This window comes from Pseudomonas alkylphenolica (genome assembly GCF_004025535.1).
Taxonomy (GTDB): domain Bacteria; phylum Pseudomonadota; class Gammaproteobacteria; order Pseudomonadales; family Pseudomonadaceae; genus Aquipseudomonas; species Aquipseudomonas alkylphenolica_A.
Genome location: NZ_QJRG01000048.1, coordinates 382,163 through 397,632 on the forward strand (window position 1 = coordinate 382,163; position 15,470 = coordinate 397,632).

Annotated in this window: 13 protein-coding genes; 6 read left to right on the forward strand and 7 right to left on the reverse strand. The window is 61.6% G+C overall.

Annotated features, from left to right (window positions below; all coding sequences use genetic code 11):
• Positions 1-190 precede the first annotated feature (190 nt).
• The 3 genes from mexE to DM813_RS22320 are packed head-to-tail and all read left to right on the forward strand — an operon-like array spanning position 191 to position 6,048.
• Positions 191-1,432, forward strand: coding sequence for a multidrug efflux RND transporter periplasmic adaptor subunit MexE (gene mexE, locus DM813_RS22310; protein WP_128325570.1), 1,242 nt, complete (start codon positions 191-193; stop codon positions 1,430-1,432).
• A gap of 12 nt (positions 1,433-1,444) precedes the next feature.
• Complete coding sequence (locus DM813_RS22315) at positions 1,445-4,624, forward strand: efflux RND transporter permease subunit (protein WP_128325571.1); 3,180 nt, start codon at positions 1,445-1,447, stop codon at positions 4,622-4,624.
• Positions 4,621-6,048 (forward strand): efflux transporter outer membrane subunit, encoded by a 1,428-nt coding sequence (locus DM813_RS22320; protein WP_128325572.1) that lies wholly within the window; start codon positions 4,621-4,623, stop codon positions 6,046-6,048. The genes DM813_RS22315 and DM813_RS22320 overlap by 4 nt, the downstream gene beginning before the upstream one ends.
• A 77-nt stretch (positions 6,049-6,125) precedes the next feature.
• Here the strand turns inward: DM813_RS22320 and DM813_RS22325 are convergent, their stop codons facing one another.
• The gene (locus DM813_RS22325) at positions 6,126-6,314 is read right to left on the reverse strand and encodes a hypothetical protein (RefSeq protein WP_128325573.1); all 189 of its coding nucleotides are present in this window, start codon (positions 6,312-6,314) and stop codon (positions 6,126-6,128) included.
• Positions 6,315-6,431: 117 nt separating this feature from the next.
• Between DM813_RS22325 and DM813_RS22330 the strand changes: the two genes are divergently transcribed.
• A complete protein-coding gene (locus DM813_RS22330; RefSeq protein ID WP_128325574.1) occupies positions 6,432-7,298 on the forward strand; it encodes a LysR family transcriptional regulator in 867 nt (288 codons plus the stop codon).
• Here the strand turns inward: DM813_RS22330 and DM813_RS22335 are convergent.
• From DM813_RS22335 to DM813_RS22355, 5 genes are all read right to left on the reverse strand, one after another.
• Positions 7,272-8,429, reverse strand: coding sequence for an HPP family protein (locus DM813_RS22335; protein ID WP_128325575.1), 1,158 nt, complete (start codon positions 8,427-8,429; stop codon positions 7,272-7,274). The two genes, DM813_RS22330 and DM813_RS22335, sit on opposite strands and share 27 nt — an antisense overlap.
• A 218-nt stretch (positions 8,430-8,647) precedes the next feature.
• A complete protein-coding gene (locus tag DM813_RS22340) occupies positions 8,648-8,842 on the reverse strand; it encodes a hypothetical protein (RefSeq protein ID WP_128325576.1) in 195 nt (64 codons plus the stop codon).
• A complete protein-coding gene (locus tag DM813_RS22345) occupies positions 8,839-9,648 on the reverse strand; it encodes a DUF2092 domain-containing protein (protein ID WP_128325577.1) in 810 nt (269 codons plus the stop codon). Before DM813_RS22345 ends, DM813_RS22340 begins: the two co-directional genes overlap by 4 nt.
• 110 nt (positions 9,649-9,758) lie before the next feature.
• Positions 9,759-10,352, reverse strand: a complete 594-nt coding sequence (locus DM813_RS22350; protein ID WP_128325578.1) for a hypothetical protein — start codon at positions 10,350-10,352, stop codon at positions 9,759-9,761.
• A gap of 118 nt (positions 10,353-10,470) precedes the next feature.
• Positions 10,471-11,262, reverse strand: coding sequence for an aldolase (locus tag DM813_RS22355; protein ID WP_128325579.1), 792 nt, complete (start codon positions 11,260-11,262; stop codon positions 10,471-10,473).
• A 209-nt stretch (positions 11,263-11,471) separates the two neighbouring features.
• Between DM813_RS22355 and DM813_RS22360 the strand changes: the two genes are divergently transcribed.
• Positions 11,472-12,794, forward strand: a complete 1,323-nt coding sequence (locus DM813_RS22360) for an aspartate aminotransferase family protein (RefSeq protein ID WP_128325580.1) — start codon at positions 11,472-11,474, stop codon at positions 12,792-12,794.
• Between the two features lie 71 nt (positions 12,795-12,865).
• On the opposite strand, the gene DM813_RS22365 is transcribed toward DM813_RS22360, so the two are convergent.
• Positions 12,866-14,362, reverse strand: a complete 1,497-nt coding sequence (locus tag DM813_RS22365; RefSeq protein ID WP_128325581.1) for a PLP-dependent aminotransferase family protein — start codon at positions 14,360-14,362, stop codon at positions 12,866-12,868.
• Positions 14,363-14,561: 199 nt separating this feature from the next.
• Between DM813_RS22365 and DM813_RS22370 the strand changes: the two genes are divergently transcribed.
• A complete protein-coding gene (locus DM813_RS22370; protein ID WP_128325582.1) occupies positions 14,562-15,455 on the forward strand; it encodes a transporter substrate-binding domain-containing protein in 894 nt (297 codons plus the stop codon).
• Positions 15,456-15,470 lie beyond the last annotated feature (15 nt).

A 15,470-nucleotide genomic window follows, 5' to 3' on the forward strand; every position in this document is an offset into this window, starting at 1 on the left:
TTCGGTCAGGACAAACGAAGCTCAGATTGATTAAAGCAGGCTTGTCGGACCCTGCTGCAGGCCTTGGGCTAGAGCGCGTTTGATTGGCTTATATCATTCCCGGTGATAGTTACCTTCGCCTCGTTCGATTCGTCGTTAATAGTTACAAATCGCAGAATCCGCCCACTATCAACAAATTGGCGGACTCCCCATGGAACAGTCACTCAAACCTTTGCGTTACCCCTTGGCTCTACTTGCAATACTGGTGATGAGTGCCTGCGGTCGTACCCCGGAGGCCGTGCAGGCACCGGCGGCGGCCAAGGTCAGCGTGGCCAAGGTACTGGAACAACCGATCAACGAATGGGACGAGTTCACCGGCCGGCTGGAAGCCCCGGAAACCGTTGAAGTGCGGCCACGGGTGTCGGGTCAGATCGACCTGGTGGCCTTCGCCGAAGGCGCGCAGGTGAAAAAAGGCGATCTGTTGTTCCAGATCGATCCGCGCCCGTTCCAGGCTGAGGTCCGCCGCCTCGAAGCCCAGCTGCAACAAGCGCGCGCTACCGCCGTGCGTAGCGAGAACGAGGCCCAGCGTGGCGAACGCTTGCGCAGCAGTAACGCCATCTCTGCAGAACTGGCCGAATCGCGCACCAGCGCAGCTGCTGAAGCCCGAGCCGGTGTCGCCGCCATTCAGGCGCAACTGGACCTGGCCAAACTGAACCTGAGCTTCACCCGGGTTACTGCGCCCATCAGCGGCCAGGTCAGCCGGGCGCAGTTCACCGCCGGCAACATCGTCACCGCCGACGTCACCCCGCTGACCAGCGTGGTCTCGACCGACAAGGTGTATGCCTACTTCGACGCCGATGAACGCGTGTACCTCAAATACACCCAGCTTGCCCGCCAGGGTCAGCGTGGCCAGACCACCCCGGTGTACCTGGGTCTGTCCAATGAAACCGGCAACCCGCACCTGGGCCAGATGAACTTCGTCGACAACCAGGTCAACCCCAAGACCGGCACCATCCGTGGCCGCGCAGTGTTCGACAACAGCGATGGCCAGTTCACGCCGGGCTTGTATGCACGGCTGAAACTGGTCGGCAGCGCTACCTATTCGGCGGTGCTGATCAACGACGAAGCCGTCGGCACCGACCTTGGCAAAAAGTTCGTCCTGGTCATGGACAAGGACAACACTGCGGCCTACCGCGCCGTTGAACTGGGGCCCAAGCTCGAAGGCCTGCGCATTGTCCGCAGCGGCCTGAACAAGGACGACCGCATCGTGGTCAAGGGCCTGCAACGCGTGCGTCCGGGATCGCCAGTCACGCCACAGGACACACCAATGGCCAGTGAAGCGACCCTCGCCGCCCTCGCCCAACAACGTCAGGCACTCGAAGCCAGCATTCAGGGCAAAGTAGTGGCCACCCCCAGCGTAAAACTTGCCAGTGCCCAGGCACCACGCGGTTAAGGGATCAGTCCGATGAATTTTTCCAAGTTTTTTATCACCCGGCCGATTTTCGCCGCCGTGCTGTCGCTGCTGATCCTGATTGCCGGCAGCATCTCGCTGTTCCAGCTGCCGATCAGCGAATACCCGGAAGTGGTACCACCGACCGTCGTGGTCCGCGCCAACTTCCCCGGGGCCAACCCCAAGGTCATTGGTGAAACCGTTGCCGCACCTCTGGAGCAGGCCATCACCGGCGTCGAGAACATGCTCTACATGTCCTCGCAGTCGACCGCTGACGGCAAGCTGACCCTGACAATCACCTTCGCCCTGGGGACCGACCTGGACAATGCCCAGGTGCAGGTGCAGAACCGCGTTACCCGCACCCAGCCCAAGCTGCCCGAAGAAGTGACCCGTATCGGTATCACCGTCGACAAGGCTTCGCCCGACCTGACCATGGTCGTGCACCTGACCTCGCCGGATAACCGCTACGACATGCTCTACCTGTCCAACTACGCCATCCTCAATATCAAGGATGAGCTGGCACGCCTGGGCGGCGTCGGTGACGTGCAGCTGTTCGGCATGGGCGACTATTCGTTGCGGGTCTGGCTGGACCCGAACAAGACCGCTTCACGCAACCTCACCGCCAGCGATGTGGTCGCCGCCATTCGCGAGCAGAACCGCCAGGTCGCCGCCGGCCAGCTGGGAGCACCGCCCGCCCCAGGTAGCACCAGCTTCCAGCTGTCGGTCAACACCCAGGGCCGCCTGGTCAACGAGGAAGAGTTCGAGAACATCATCATCCGCTCCGGCGCCGACGGCGAGATTACCCGTCTCAAGGACATTGCCCGGGTTGAGCTGGGTTCCAGCCAGTACGCCCTGCGCTCGTTGCTGAACAACCAGCCCGCCGTGGCCATCCCGATTTTCCAGCGCCCAGGCTCGAACGCCATCGAGATCTCCGATGAAGTGCGCTCGAAGATGGCCGAACTGAAGAAAGACTTCCCCGAAGGCATGGACTACAGCATTGTCTATGACCCGACGGTGTTCGTCCGTGGCTCGATCGAAGCGGTCGTTCACACGCTGTTCGAAGCCCTGGTGCTGGTGGTCCTGGTGGTCATCCTGTTCCTGCAGACCTGGCGCGCCTCGATCATTCCGCTGGTAGCCGTACCGGTGTCGCTGATCGGTACCTTTGCGGTGATGCACCTGTTCGGTTTCTCGCTCAACGCGTTGTCGTTGTTCGGCCTGGTGCTGGCCATCGGTATCGTCGTCGACGACGCCATCGTTGTGGTGGAAAACGTCGAACGTAACATCGGCCTGGGCCTCAAGCCCCTGGAGGCCACCCAAAAAGCCATGGGCGAAGTGACCGGCCCGATCATCGCCACGGCCTTGGTGCTGTGCGCCGTGTTCGTACCGGCAGCGTTCATCTCCGGCCTCACCGGGCAGTTCTACAAGCAGTTCGCCCTGACCATCGCCATCTCGACCGTGATCTCGGCGTTCAACTCCCTGACCCTGTCGCCAGCACTGGCTGCGGTACTGCTCAAAGAGCACCATGCGCCCAAGGACCGCTTCTCGCGCATGCTCGAGCGCTTGCTCGGCGGCTGGTTGTTCGGCCCGTTCAACCGCTTCTTTGACCGCGCCAGCCACAGCTATGTCGGTGCGGTCGGCCGGGTCATCCGCAGCAGCGGCATTGCCCTGTTCGTCTACGGCGGCCTGATCGTCATGACCTGGCTGGGCTTCTCATCAACGCCAACCGGTTTCGTCCCGGCGCAAGACAAACAGTACCTGGTAGCGTTCGCCCAGCTGCCGGATGCCGCCAGCCTTGACCGCACTGAAGCGGTGATCAAAAAAATGAGCGAGATCGCCCTCAAGCAACCGGGCGTGGCGGACTCCGTGGCCTTCCCCGGCCTGTCGATCAACGGCTTCACCAACAGCCCGAACAGCGGCATCGTCTTCACTCCGCTCAAGCCGTTTGATGAGCGTAAAGACCCGAGCCAGTCGGCTGCTGCCATTGCCGCTGCACTGAACGCGCAGTTCGCCGATATCGAAGACGCCTACATCGCGATCTTCCCGCCACCGCCAGTGCAGGGGCTGGGTACGATTGGCGGTTTCCGCCTGCAGATAGAGGACCGTGGCAACCTGGGTTATGAAGCGCTGTACAAGGAAACCCAGAACATCATCGCCAAGAGCCACAATGTGCCGGAGCTGGCCGGGCTGTTCACCAGCTATCAGGTCAACGTGCCGCAGGTCGATGCCGCTATTGACCGGGAAAAAGCCAAGACCCATGGCGTGGCCATCAGCGATATCTTCGACACCCTGCAGATTTACCTGGGCTCGTTGTATGCCAACGACTTCAACCGCTTTGGCCGTACCTACCAGGTCAACGTCCAGGCTGAACAGCAGTTCCGCCTTGAAGCCGAGCAGATTGGCCAGCTGAAAGTGCGCAACAACCAGGGCGAGATGATCCCGCTGGCGACCTTCATCAAGGTCAGCGACACCTCGGGGCCGGACCGTGTCATGCATTACAACGGCTTTATCACCGCCGAGATCAACGGTGCCGCCGCCCCTGGCTACAGCTCCGGGCAAGCGGAAAAAGCCATCGAGAAACTGCTCAAGGAAGAACTGCCCAACGGCATGACTTTCGAATGGACCGAGCTGACCTACCAGCAGATTCTTTCGGGCAATACCGCGTTGTTCGTTTTCCCACTCTGCGTACTGCTGGCCTTCCTGGTGCTGGCTGCACAGTACGAAAGCTGGAGCCTGCCGCTGGCGGTGATCCTGATCGTACCGATGACCCTGCTCTCGGCAATCACCGGGGTGATCCTGTCGGGCGGTGACAACAACATCTTCACCCAGATCGGCTTGATCGTACTGGTGGGGCTGGCGTGCAAGAACGCCATCCTGATCGTCGAGTTTGCCAAGGACAAACAGGCCGAAGGCCTCGACCCGCTGGCAGCGGTATTGGAAGCCTGCCGCCTGCGTCTGCGGCCGATCCTGATGACCTCGATTGCCTTCATCATGGGTGTGGTACCGCTGGTGTTCTCCTCCGGTGCCGGTGCGGAAATGCGTCATGCCATGGGTGTGGCGGTGTTCTCCGGGATGATCGGGGTGACCTTCTTCGGCCTGCTGCTGACGCCTGTGTTCTTTGTTCTGATCCGCCGTTATGTCGAACGCAGCCAGGCCCGCAAGGCGGCCCATGCGCTGAAGCTGGAGACTCATGCATGAACAGCCGTGTGAAACTTTTTATGCCGAGCCTGCTGGTCCTGGCCCTGGCCGCCTGTGCGGTGGGCCCGGACTACAAGACGCCGGACACTGCTGCGGCGCAACTGAGCGCCGCCAACGACCCTGCAGCCAAGGCCGAGTTTGACCGCAGCCGCTTCGAAAGCATCTGGTGGAAGCAGTTTGACGACCCGGTGCTCAACCAGTTGGTCAGCCAGTCGCTGCAGGGCAACCGCGAGTTGCGCATCGCCTTTGCCCGCCTCAAGGCGGCCCGGGCGATTCGCGACGATGTCAGCAATGACGCCCTGCCGACCGTGACCAGCCGGGCCAGCAGTGACCTCGGCAAAGGCCAGATCCCGGGCCAGACCGACGACCGGGTCAACAGTGAGCGCTACGACCTGGGCCTGGACATGGCCTGGGAACTGGACCTGTTCGGCCGTATCCAGCGTCAACTGGAAGCCAGCGAAGCCCAGCAGGACGCCGCCCAGGCCGACTTGCAACAGTTGCAGGTCAGTTTGATCGCCGAGCTGGTCGACGCCTACGGCCAGCTGCGCGGTGCACAATTGCGCGAGAAAATTGCCCTGGCCAACCTCAAGACCCAGCAGGACTCTCGCGGCATAACCGAAACCCTGCGCGACGCTGGCGTCGGCAATGACCTGGACGTGGTGCGCGCCGATGCACGGCTGGCGGAAGTCGAGGCCACCGTGCCACAGCTTCAGGCCGAACAGGTTCGCGCACGCAACCGCATCGCCACCTTGCTGGGGCAGCGCCCGGATGCATTGAGTATCGATCTGGCGCCGGCCCAGTTGCCAGCCATTGCCAAGGCACTGCCGGTGGGCGATCCAGGTGAACTGCTCAAACGCCGCCCGGACATTCGCAGCGCCGAGCGTCAGCTGGCCGCGGCCACCGCCAACATCGGCGTGGCCACTGCCGACCTGTTCCCACGGGTCAGCCTTAGCGGCTTTCTCGGTTTTACCGCCGCTCGCGGCTCGCAATTGGGCTCGTCGGCGGCCAATGCCTGGGCGCTAGGCCCAAGCATTACCTGGGCAGCGTTTGACCTGGGCAGCGTGCGGGCGCGGCTGCGCGGCGCCAATGCCGACGCCGAAGGCGCGCTGGCCAACTACGAGCAGCAGGTCTTGCTGGCATTGGAAGAATCGGAAAATGCCTTCAGTGACTACAGCAAGCGCCAGCAACGCTTGCTTGCCCTGCTGCGCCAGAGCGAAGCAAGCCGCAAGGCGGCAGACCTGGCCTCGATCCGTTACCGCGAAGGCACTGTGGACTACCTGGTGTTGCTTGACGCCGAACGTGAGCGCCTCAGCGCCGAAGACGCCCAGGCCCAGGGCGAAGTCGACCTGTACCGCGGCATCGTTGCCATCTACAAGGCTCTGGGCGGTGGCTGGCAGGTTGAAAGCGTGGCCGCCGCGAACTGAATCAACGACTCCTTTGGTTGGTTTCTGACCGGCCTTTTGCCCCGCCTGCTGACGCTCGCGGGGCTTTTTTATCGCCGCTACTCCTCCGTTTCCGGAAAGTTGCGACAACTCTTGCGCTCGGCCAGCTCCTTGTCACTGGGACGCTGGTCAACGAACACCGCGTGGCCGTCCTTGTAGATTTCCAGAAATCCCCAGTGCAAGTCCTGCTCGCGTTGGCCGGGCTTGGGCGGTTCACGCCACCAGGGTTCACGACTGATCAACTGCATGGTCAGGCTCCGATTACAGCAACCTGTTGACTATAGTTGAGTGGTCGATGAGCGCTTTGCCGCCCTAAAACAGTGCAAACCCACTAGAATGGGCCACCTTTTTCCTCGGCACTTTCCATGGATATCGAGCTGGCCCGTACCTTTCTTGAAATCGTCCGCAGTGGCAGCCTGGTTTCCGCCGCCGAACGCCTGCATGTCACCCAGACGGCGATTACCGCACGGGTGCAAAAGCTCGAGCAGCACCTGGCCTGCCAGCTGTTCATCCGCAGTCGTAGCGGCGCCACCCTCACCGCCGATGGCGAAGCCTTCGTGGTGTACGCCAACCAGCTGGTACAAACCTGGGAGTCGGCCCGTCGCGACTTGCCGCTGCCCGAAGGCTGCCACCAGGTACTGCATATCGGCGGTGAAGTCAGCCTGGGCAACCCGATGGTGCTCGACTGGGTCAGTGCGTTGCATCACGCCATGCCCAGCCACGCTATCCGCAATGAAGTCAGTGATGGCGAATCGTTGCTGCGCAAACTGGAAATGGGCACGCTCGACGCTGTGCTGGTGTACCAACCGACTTATGGGCCGGGTATACAGGTCGAGCAACTGATGGAAGAAAAGCTCATCCGCATACGTCGAAAAGACAAGCCTGAGCCCTACATCTACATTGACTGGGGCGAGGATTTTCGGCGCCAGCACGACGCCGCACTGCCCGAACTCACCCGTCCGATGCTCAGTTTCAACCTCGGTCCACTGGCGCTGCAGTTCATCCTCAACCAGGGCGGCAGCGGCTACTTCCGTACCCGCGTGGTGCAAAGCTATCTGGACAGTGGCATCTTCGAACGCGTGCCGCAGGCACCGGAGTTCACCTACCCCACGTACCTGGTGCACGCCCGCGAGCGAGACAGTGAAGCCCTGCAGCAGGCCTTCAACGTGCTGCGCAAACTGGTCGCCGACGGCGACAGCGACTGGTCACAGCGCTGGGACCCGGTGATCTGAAGGCGCGCCGGTCGTCAGCAGATGCCGTTTGAGCCCGGCAATCAGGTCGGTCTGGGTGATGACACCGACCAGTTGCTGGCCCACCAGCACCGGCAGGCAATGCAAGCCTCGGTCGCTCAGCAGCGGAATCAGCGTCACCACCGGCTCTTCGCTATTCACCGTAATAACCGGCCGGCTCATGATCTGCGCCACCCGCACCTGACGACGGCGCAACAACGTGCGCCAGCTGAATTGCGGCTGGGCCATGGCCGCGCCGGCCAGGTCGCTGAGCGTGACGATCCCCACAAGCTGCTGCGCCTCATCAAGCACCGGCAAGGCCTTGAGGTGATGGCTGGATAACTGCTTCCAGGCCTCTGGCAAGGTTGTACGCGGCGTCACTTGCTGCACATCGCGGGACATCACCGAGGCGGCAGTGATCCCGCCCAGGCTACGTTTCAGCGCGTGCTGCTCGGTGGTCAGAATGATACGTTCGAGCTCGTCACGCGTGATGTCGACGAACTCGCCCAGTGCTTCAAGCGTCTGGTCCAGGTCCTCGCCACTTACTCCAACCCGCTCACCGGGCGAGGCATCGGCGGTGTGATGCAGATCGATGCGTGGCGCGGCGGTCTTCGGGTAGCGCACCCCGGTCAAGCGGTTATAGATCACCGCCACGGCGACCAGCACCAGGGCGTTGAGCATGATCGGCTCGAACACCCTGTCACCCAATGCTGCAAGCGATGAGTCTGCCAACACCACGCTGACCGCTACCCCACCGCCAGGTGGATGCAGGCAGCGCAGCAGGCACATCACCAGCAACGCCACCCCTAGCGCCAGCGCCGCCACCCAGAGGCCGCTGCCGAACCAGTGATGCAACACCAGGCCCACTACCGTCGCACAGGCATAGCTGCCGACAAACGGCCAGGGCTGCGCCAGGGCGCCAGAGTGCACCGCGAACAGCAGCACTGCCGAGGCGGCCAACGGCCCGAGCAGGTGCAGTGCCACGGCGCTGCCAAATACCTGGCTGCAGGCAAGGCCGGCGAGCAGTAAACCGAGCAATGCACCAACGCCTGCGCGCAGCCATTCTTTCGGGGGGATGTTCAAGGGGGCCGGCAGCAGCCGGGTAAACCAGTTGTTCAAGCGGCGGGAAGGCATAGGTAAATCAACGACCTGGCAGTAAAAAAAGCCCGGCCGACAAGGGCTGGGCTGAGCATTGCGCGAAGCAATACCTAATGGGCTCCGTCCATGGAGATGGAATTTTTGAGTGTTGCAAATTATTGCGTGCAGGGGATTCTGACCGCGAAGCGCGCGCGGGTGTTAATTCAAAAAAGTGAAGGCTGGCTGCAAATATTTTGAAGTCTTGCGCGCTGTCCTCAGTTATTACGCCGGGCCGTGCGCCGCGCCACACCCGCGACGCTTACCGGGGTAAGCGGGCGGCCCACCACCGCCTGGGCGTCGGGAATCAGACTGTGCACGCCCGGGATCGACAAGGTTTCGCCCAACTCAAGGGCAGCGGTCAGGGCAAAGCCTGCCAATAAAAAGCCACCCGACTTCATCAACAGGTTCATTTGGCTTTCGCTCCTACAAAGTTGCTCGGCAGGCCCTCTGCATTCGGCAGGTCTTTAAGCTCGATCTTTTTCGCGTTGGTGGCGTTGTTGAACGCAAACTCTTCCGGCGCGACCTGCACCCCGCTTTTCCAGTCGCTCAACTGGATGCTGTATTGCGGTCCACCGGTTATTTTTTTAGAGGTGATCACATAACGGCAGGGGTATGGCTGATCGCCCTGGGCAATCCAGATCTGCCAGTCGACTTCTTTCTTGCGAAAGGCCAGGTGATCACATTCAACCCCTCCGATGACACCACTGCCCAGGTCCTTGATGTCGGTAACACCCGCCATCAATTGGTCCTGGGGGTTGGACATGAACAGGTCGGCGCCTGGCAGCGGCCTGTTGTACTTGTCCCGCAGTTCGTCCAGCAGGTGGTCCAGCGTGCCGGGTATTTCGATCTGTGCGTAGATGTTCTTTTTCTTGCCGAGCAAGGTCAGCATCTTGCCGTCAAAGAGCATTTCGATGTCGGTAAAGCCACTCGAACGCGTACTTCGGATTTTGTCAGGCCGGCTGATCAGCACCGTGCCGGAACCGGCCAGTGTCAGCCGTTGCTGATCTTCGCTGACAACATCAAGCGTGGTGTCGTAGCTGAATGACAGGGTTTTCTGCGCGGTCATGTAGTCGGACATGCTTTTGAGCAGGCGCTTGGCATCGGCTTCATCGGCCTGCGCCGGGATCGAGGCGGCAAAACCGGCGATCAGGGCAAGCCCTGTAGCCAGTGCACGTGTTGATAAGGAACGGGTTGACCTTCGGACGCTGATATTCATGGGAGTTTACCGCCATGAGTGTGCCGAACTGGCATCGCGGACCCATAACGATAGCCCCGACCCCCGCCGCGCGTGGGTCATTTGCCGACCACTCATCAGACCAGCTTGGCTCAGTTTTTCTTCAGCCAGGGTCCCACCAACCCCAATGCACCCCGACCACCGCGGCGCAGGCTTGCCAGCAATGGCAACCAGGTCACCTCGGTAATCACCACTTCCGACGCCGGCATCAAGCGCACCTCGCCCGCCGTGCCCCCGGCCGGGCCGCCATCGGGCATGTAGATGGTCACCCAGTCATCGACGGCATCCAGTACCAGGCACAAACGCCAGCCTTCACCCTCTGCAATCATGCCGACCTTGGTGTCTGTCTCTTCTTCGAGGCCCGCCAGGCGGGTGCTGAAGTCCTTGAACAGCTGATAGCCGGGCAGGTTACCCAGCACCTTGTCCTCTACCGCTGCCAGGGCGTTGGCGGCCGCAGCGGTCCTGGCCAGCAGACCGGCCGCAAAGCAGATCAGGATCAGACCGACCACGGCTGCCAGGCTGATCAAGGTGACGCCGGCGACATGGTAGCCGGCAAACATTGGCACCACGGCCTGCACAGGACCGTGCAGCAAGTGGATGGCCTTTTCTATCAGGACCACGATCAGCACCAACGGGAGGATGAACAACACGCCGCCAATCACCGTGGTCTTGATGAACTTGAACATGACAATCCCCTGTACGCTGCCCTGTGTACGGCAATCGCTTGAAGGCTAGTTCAACACCGCCGCTTTGGGACCATATTGATTGCAGAGCATTTGCGACCGCTACGCACTCGTTCGCAGGCTACGCCGCAAACTCGGGCTCGGAGCGCGCCAACTGGCGCTTCACACTCTCCAGATGCAGGCGCGCACCTTCGGCATTGCCAACCTGCATCTGCCGACAGGCCGCGCTGGCGACCTCATGAGGAACACACTTTAACGGCCTGCCGCTGGCCATCGCCTTCAACTGCACCTCGGCCGCCCTTTCCAGGTAATAGAGATCATCCCAGGCCTCGGCGACAGAGGGCCCCAATACCAGTGGCCCATGGTTTTTCAACATCACGATGTCCGCCGAACCCGCTGCCCGGGCGATGCGTTCGCCTTCAGCTGCATCCAGGGCCAGCCCGTTGTAATCCTCGTCCACCGTCAAACGCTCATAGAACTTCAACGCTGTCTGCCCAGCCCAGACAAAAGGGGCACCCTCCAGCATGCACAAGGCCGTGGCGTGGGGCATATGGGTGTGAAACGCCGTCGTCGCCCCGGGGTTCAAACGGTGCAACTGCGCATGTATGAAAAACGCCGTGGCCTCGGGCTGGCCCTCACCTGCCACTACGCGACCGTTAAAATCACAGATCAGCAACGACGAGGCGGTCACTTCGGCAAACGCCAGGCCGAACGGGTTGACCAGGAACAGATCCCTATGGCCCGGCAGCACAAAAGAGAAATGGTTGCAGATGCCTTCACCCATCCCCAGCCTGGCCGCCATGCGAAAGCAGGCCGCCAGGTCGACACGGGCCTGGCGAATCGCCGGGCTGTCCAGATTACTGGTCGGAGGGTGCGCACCCGGCGCGCGGTTTACTTCAAAAGCATGGGCCATGGTCAATCGTCCTGAGTCGACAAAGCGTGCCTGCAAGACTAGCCAGAATGCGCAATACGCCAAGGGACAGTTGCACGGATTGCCTGTGTCAGTCGCCTGACCCGGCCGTTCCCTGCATCTGGCCCTACAGACGTCCCGGCGATTATTCCTATCTTGACCCCGAACACCGTGAACCCACGGCCACACCCGTATCAGTCGAGAGGTCGAACATGAGCAAGCCGGTTTCCAATGAATACGTCCACGCCCTGGATCGCCAATACGTCTTCCACTCCTGGTCGACCCAAAGCACCCTCAACCCGCTGGTGATCGCTGGTGGCGAAGGCTGCACCTTGTGGGACTACGAAGGTCGTGAGTACCTCGATTTCACCAGCCAGCTGGTCAACACCAACATCGGCCATCAGCACCCCAAGGTCATTGCCGCCATTCAGGCACAAGCCGCCACGCTGGTAACAGTCGCCCCGGCAATCGCCAACCTGATGCGCGGCGAGGCGGCCAAACGCATTCTCTCCCATGCGCCTGCCAGTTTCAGCAAGGTGTTCTTCACCAACGCCGGGGCGGACGCCAATGAAAACGCCATGCGCATGGCGCGGCTGTTCACCGGCCGCGACAAGATTCTCTCGGCCTACCGCTCCTATCACGGCAGCACGGGGGCGGCGATTGTCGCCACTGGCGACCCGCGGCGAGTGCCCAATGAATACGCCCGCGGGCACGTGCACTTCTTCAACCCCTACCTGTACCGCAGTGAATTCAACGCCAGCTGCGAAGAAGAAGAATGCCAGCGCGCCTTGCAACACCTGCGCCGCGTGATCGAATGCGAGGGTCCCAACGCCATCGCTGCGATTCTGCTGGAAACGGTGCCGGGCACCGCCGGTGTGCTGGTGCCGCCTGCCGGTTACCTGCAAGGTGTGCGCGCCCTGGCCGATGAGTTCGGCATACTGTTGATCCTTGACGAGGTCATGGCCGGGTTCGGGCGTACAGGCAGCTGGCTGGCCCTGGATCATTTTGCCGTGGTGCCCGACCTGATCTGCTTTGCCAAGGGGGTCAATTCAGGCTATGTGCCCGCTGGCGGCGTGATGATTTCGCAAGCGATCAGCGACTACTTCGATCATCATTTTTTCCCGGGCGGCCTGACCTACTCCGGACACCCGTTGGCCATGGCGGCCATCGTTGCCACCCTCGATGTCATGGCTGAACAAGGCCTGGTCGACAACGCCCGTCATGTCGGCCAGGAGCTGTTGGGCCCCGGCCTGCTCGCCCTGGCCGCCAAGTACCCGCTGATCGGCGAGGCCCGCGGTATCGGCTTGTTCTGGGCACTGGAGTTTGTCAGCGACGAGAAACTCAAAACGCCGCTGCCCGCCCCGGTCATGGCCCAGATGAAGGCCGCGTTCCAAACGCGCGGCCTGCTCACCTTCATTGTCGAAAACCGCGTGCACGTGGTACCGCCGTGTATCGTCAACCCGGCCCAGATTGCCCAGGCGCTGGCTATTTTCGATGAAGTGATTGGCGAGTTCTCGGCCAAATACGCGCACTGATCGCCCTTATGCCCCCGGCTCATTGCCCTTGAGCAAACAGCCGGGACGCAACAAAGCGCCGAATCGACTATTCAGAACTCCTCAAGTACCTGCGCCAGCTGACAGATGCCTGGACGAATGTGCGCAACATCAATGGCGTGAAAGCCCAGACGCATGAAGTTCACAGGCGGCGCCTGATCAAAGAAAAACTGCGCACCCGACTCGATCAGCACACTGCGCCGGGCAGCGGCCCAGGCCAGCTTCTGGGTATCGACATGTGCAGGCGCCGCCAGCCAGAACGCACTGGCGCCTTCGCTGCCAACAGGCCTGCAACTGCCGAGGGTCTTGCTGAGCGCGTCGCTCAGTGTCTCGCGTCGGCGCGCATGTTCTTCACGAAAACGCCGCAAGTGCGCATCGTAATGGCCTTGCGCCAGAAACTGCGCGAGCATGCGCTGGTTGTTCAGGGGCGGATGGCGGTACATCAGGCGGCGCAAGGCACGCAGCTCATCGATCAGTTCCGCGTCGGCGACCATGTAACCGATACGCAAGCCCGGTGAAAAGGCCTTGGACAAGCTGCTCAGGTAAATCACCCGGCCGCTGCTGTCACTGGCCTTGAGGGCTGGTTGCGGATGGTTGTCGAGGTTCAGTTCGGCATCATAGTCATCCTCGATCAGGACCTGATCGTGGCGGCGTATGTGGCGCAACAACTCCCCCCTGCGCTGCGCACTCATGGAGATACCGGTCGGCACCTGATGGCCGGGCGTGACATACAGGTACTCGCATTCATCCAGACGCGCATCCACCACCAGCCCCTGTTCATCGATGGGCTGCAACTGCACCTGCGCGCCCTGCAAATCGAAAATGCTCTGCGCATCGCGAAAGCCGGGGTTTTCGATGGCGACCTTGACGCCGTTGCTCATCAACAAGGTCGCCAGCAAGTACAAGGCGTTTTGCGAGCCGAGGGTCACGAGAATTTCGTCGGGCCGGGCCCAGATACCCCGCTTGGGCAGTACCCGTGTGCGCAACTGCTCGATCAGCATTTCATCGTCACGGTCGAAGCGGTCGCGCATCCAGCCCTGGTCGCGCTCGCTGCGCAAGGTATTGCGCGACACTTCGCGCCAGCGCTCCAGCGGGAACAGGTCCTGGATCGGCTGCCCGTAGATGAAGGGGTAGGTAAAACTCGACCAGTTACTGGGCCTGAGCACGCCGTGCTTCAAACTGGGGAGCAGCTTGAAACGATCGCTCCAATCCGGGGCGCGATCACTGCCGCCATCATCGCAATAGCCCGGTTTTCGCACCGGGTTGAAGCGCAGCAAGGATTCGTCGAACGCGGCACCGCAGTAGTCCGGGTGCAGGTAGTAGCCGCTGCGCGGGCGGCTGACCAGGTAGCCGTTATCCAGCAGGCTTTCGTACACCAGCGCCACGGTATTGCGCGAAATCGACAACTGTTGGGACAGCTTGCGACAGGACGGCAAGGGTTCGTCTGCAGGGAACCCGCCGCCCAGAATCGTTGAAACCAGCGACTCCCTGAGCTGCTCCTGCAGACCGCGCTGCTGGTCAAAATCCAGGTGAAACAGATGATCGATCATAGCCTTTCCATTCGCTTGCCGACCTCTGGTCAAAGCAAATAGCGCGCCATGCTTTTTTACCTGTCGACTGGCCAGTCGAATGCCCTGAACTGCCCCTATCGCTGCGTCGGAGCGCCTCACTATGGTTGAGCCCAGGCCAGCGCAAGCCCCCGGCGAAAGCGGTCAGACACACCCCCTTCCGACAAGTGGAGCAGCACACATGAAGCACTCAAGCAAGGCATCGATGCCCGCCAGAACCCTGGGCCTGTTGCGCAAATTGACCCTCGCCACCCTGGTAGTGTCCGCTTCCTTCGGCGCCCAGGCTGACCTTGGCGAAGTGAAAAGCAAAGGGGTTCTGAGTGTCGCCACCGAAGACGATTACGCGCCGTTCAACTTCATCGTCGATGGCACACCGGAAGGTTTCCACAAAGACCTGCTCGAAGACCTGAAAGCGTATGCCAGTGCTCAGAAGTTCGACGTCAAACAGGACATCCTGCCGTGGACCGGCCTGCTCGCGTCGGTGTCGTCGGGTCAGTACGACCTGGCCTTTACCGGTGCCTTGGTGACAGACGAGCGCCTGCGGGTATTCAACTTCGCACCGCCCTTCGCCTCTGCCCAGCACTTTTATGTCAAACGCGCGGGTGATACCCGGCTCACCGATATCGCCAGCCTGTGTGGCAAAACCGTCGGGCTGCAAGCCGGCAGTGCCTTGCTGGCACGCTTGCCGGAGCTGAAGAAAATGATGCAGGCCCAGGGCTGCGAGATCGGCAAGGTGGTGGAGTACCCGTCCTATCCGGAGGTTTACGCCGACCTTGCCAACGGACGCCTGGACTACGCGATCAACGCACTGATTTCCGTAAACGATCTGGTCAAGGCGCGCGGAGACACCTTCGCCAAGGGCATCGCCGTCTCCGGCGCCGGTTTCGCTGCCTGGCCGGTGCCCAAAGGCAGCCCGGAGCTGCTCAAGTTCCTCACCGGCTTCATGGACCACATCCGCGCCAACGGCCGTCTGGCTGAGCTGCAAGCCAAATGGTTCGGCGAAGCCTTCGCCGATATGCCCAAGGAGCCGATCACCGAGGTGGCGCAGTTCCATACCCTCGCCGGCATGCAGTAAGCCGCCCCGGCACGC

Excerpts from the sequence above, each read along its gene's own strand:
- mexE (WP_128325570.1), top strand. The coding sequence starts at position 191 with ATGGAACAGTCACTCAAACCTTTGCGTTACCCCTTGGCTCTACTTGCA.
- DM813_RS22315 (WP_128325571.1), top strand. The coding sequence starts at position 1,445 with ATGAATTTTTCCAAGTTTTTTATCACCCGGCCGATTTTCGCCGCCGTG.
- DM813_RS22320 (WP_128325572.1), top strand. The coding sequence starts at position 4,621 with ATGAACAGCCGTGTGAAACTTTTTATGCCGAGCCTGCTGGTCCTGGCC.
- DM813_RS22325 (WP_128325573.1), bottom strand. The coding sequence starts at position 6,314 with ATGCAGTTGATCAGTCGTGAACCCTGGTGGCGTGAACCGCCCAAGCCC.
- DM813_RS22330 (WP_128325574.1), top strand. The coding sequence starts at position 6,432 with ATGGATATCGAGCTGGCCCGTACCTTTCTTGAAATCGTCCGCAGTGGC.
- DM813_RS22335 (WP_128325575.1), bottom strand. The coding sequence starts at position 8,429 with ATGCCTTCCCGCCGCTTGAACAACTGGTTTACCCGGCTGCTGCCGGCC.
- DM813_RS22340 (WP_128325576.1), bottom strand. The coding sequence starts at position 8,842 with ATGAACCTGTTGATGAAGTCGGGTGGCTTTTTATTGGCAGGCTTTGCC.
- DM813_RS22345 (WP_128325577.1), bottom strand. The coding sequence starts at position 9,648 with ATGAATATCAGCGTCCGAAGGTCAACCCGTTCCTTATCAACACGTGCA.
- DM813_RS22350 (WP_128325578.1), bottom strand. The coding sequence starts at position 10,352 with ATGTTCAAGTTCATCAAGACCACGGTGATTGGCGGCGTGTTGTTCATC.
- DM813_RS22355 (WP_128325579.1), bottom strand. The coding sequence starts at position 11,262 with ATGGCCCATGCTTTTGAAGTAAACCGCGCGCCGGGTGCGCACCCTCCG.
- DM813_RS22360 (WP_128325580.1), top strand. The coding sequence starts at position 11,472 with ATGAGCAAGCCGGTTTCCAATGAATACGTCCACGCCCTGGATCGCCAA.
- DM813_RS22365 (WP_128325581.1), bottom strand. The coding sequence starts at position 14,362 with ATGATCGATCATCTGTTTCACCTGGATTTTGACCAGCAGCGCGGTCTG.
- DM813_RS22370 (WP_128325582.1), top strand. The coding sequence starts at position 14,562 with ATGAAGCACTCAAGCAAGGCATCGATGCCCGCCAGAACCCTGGGCCTG.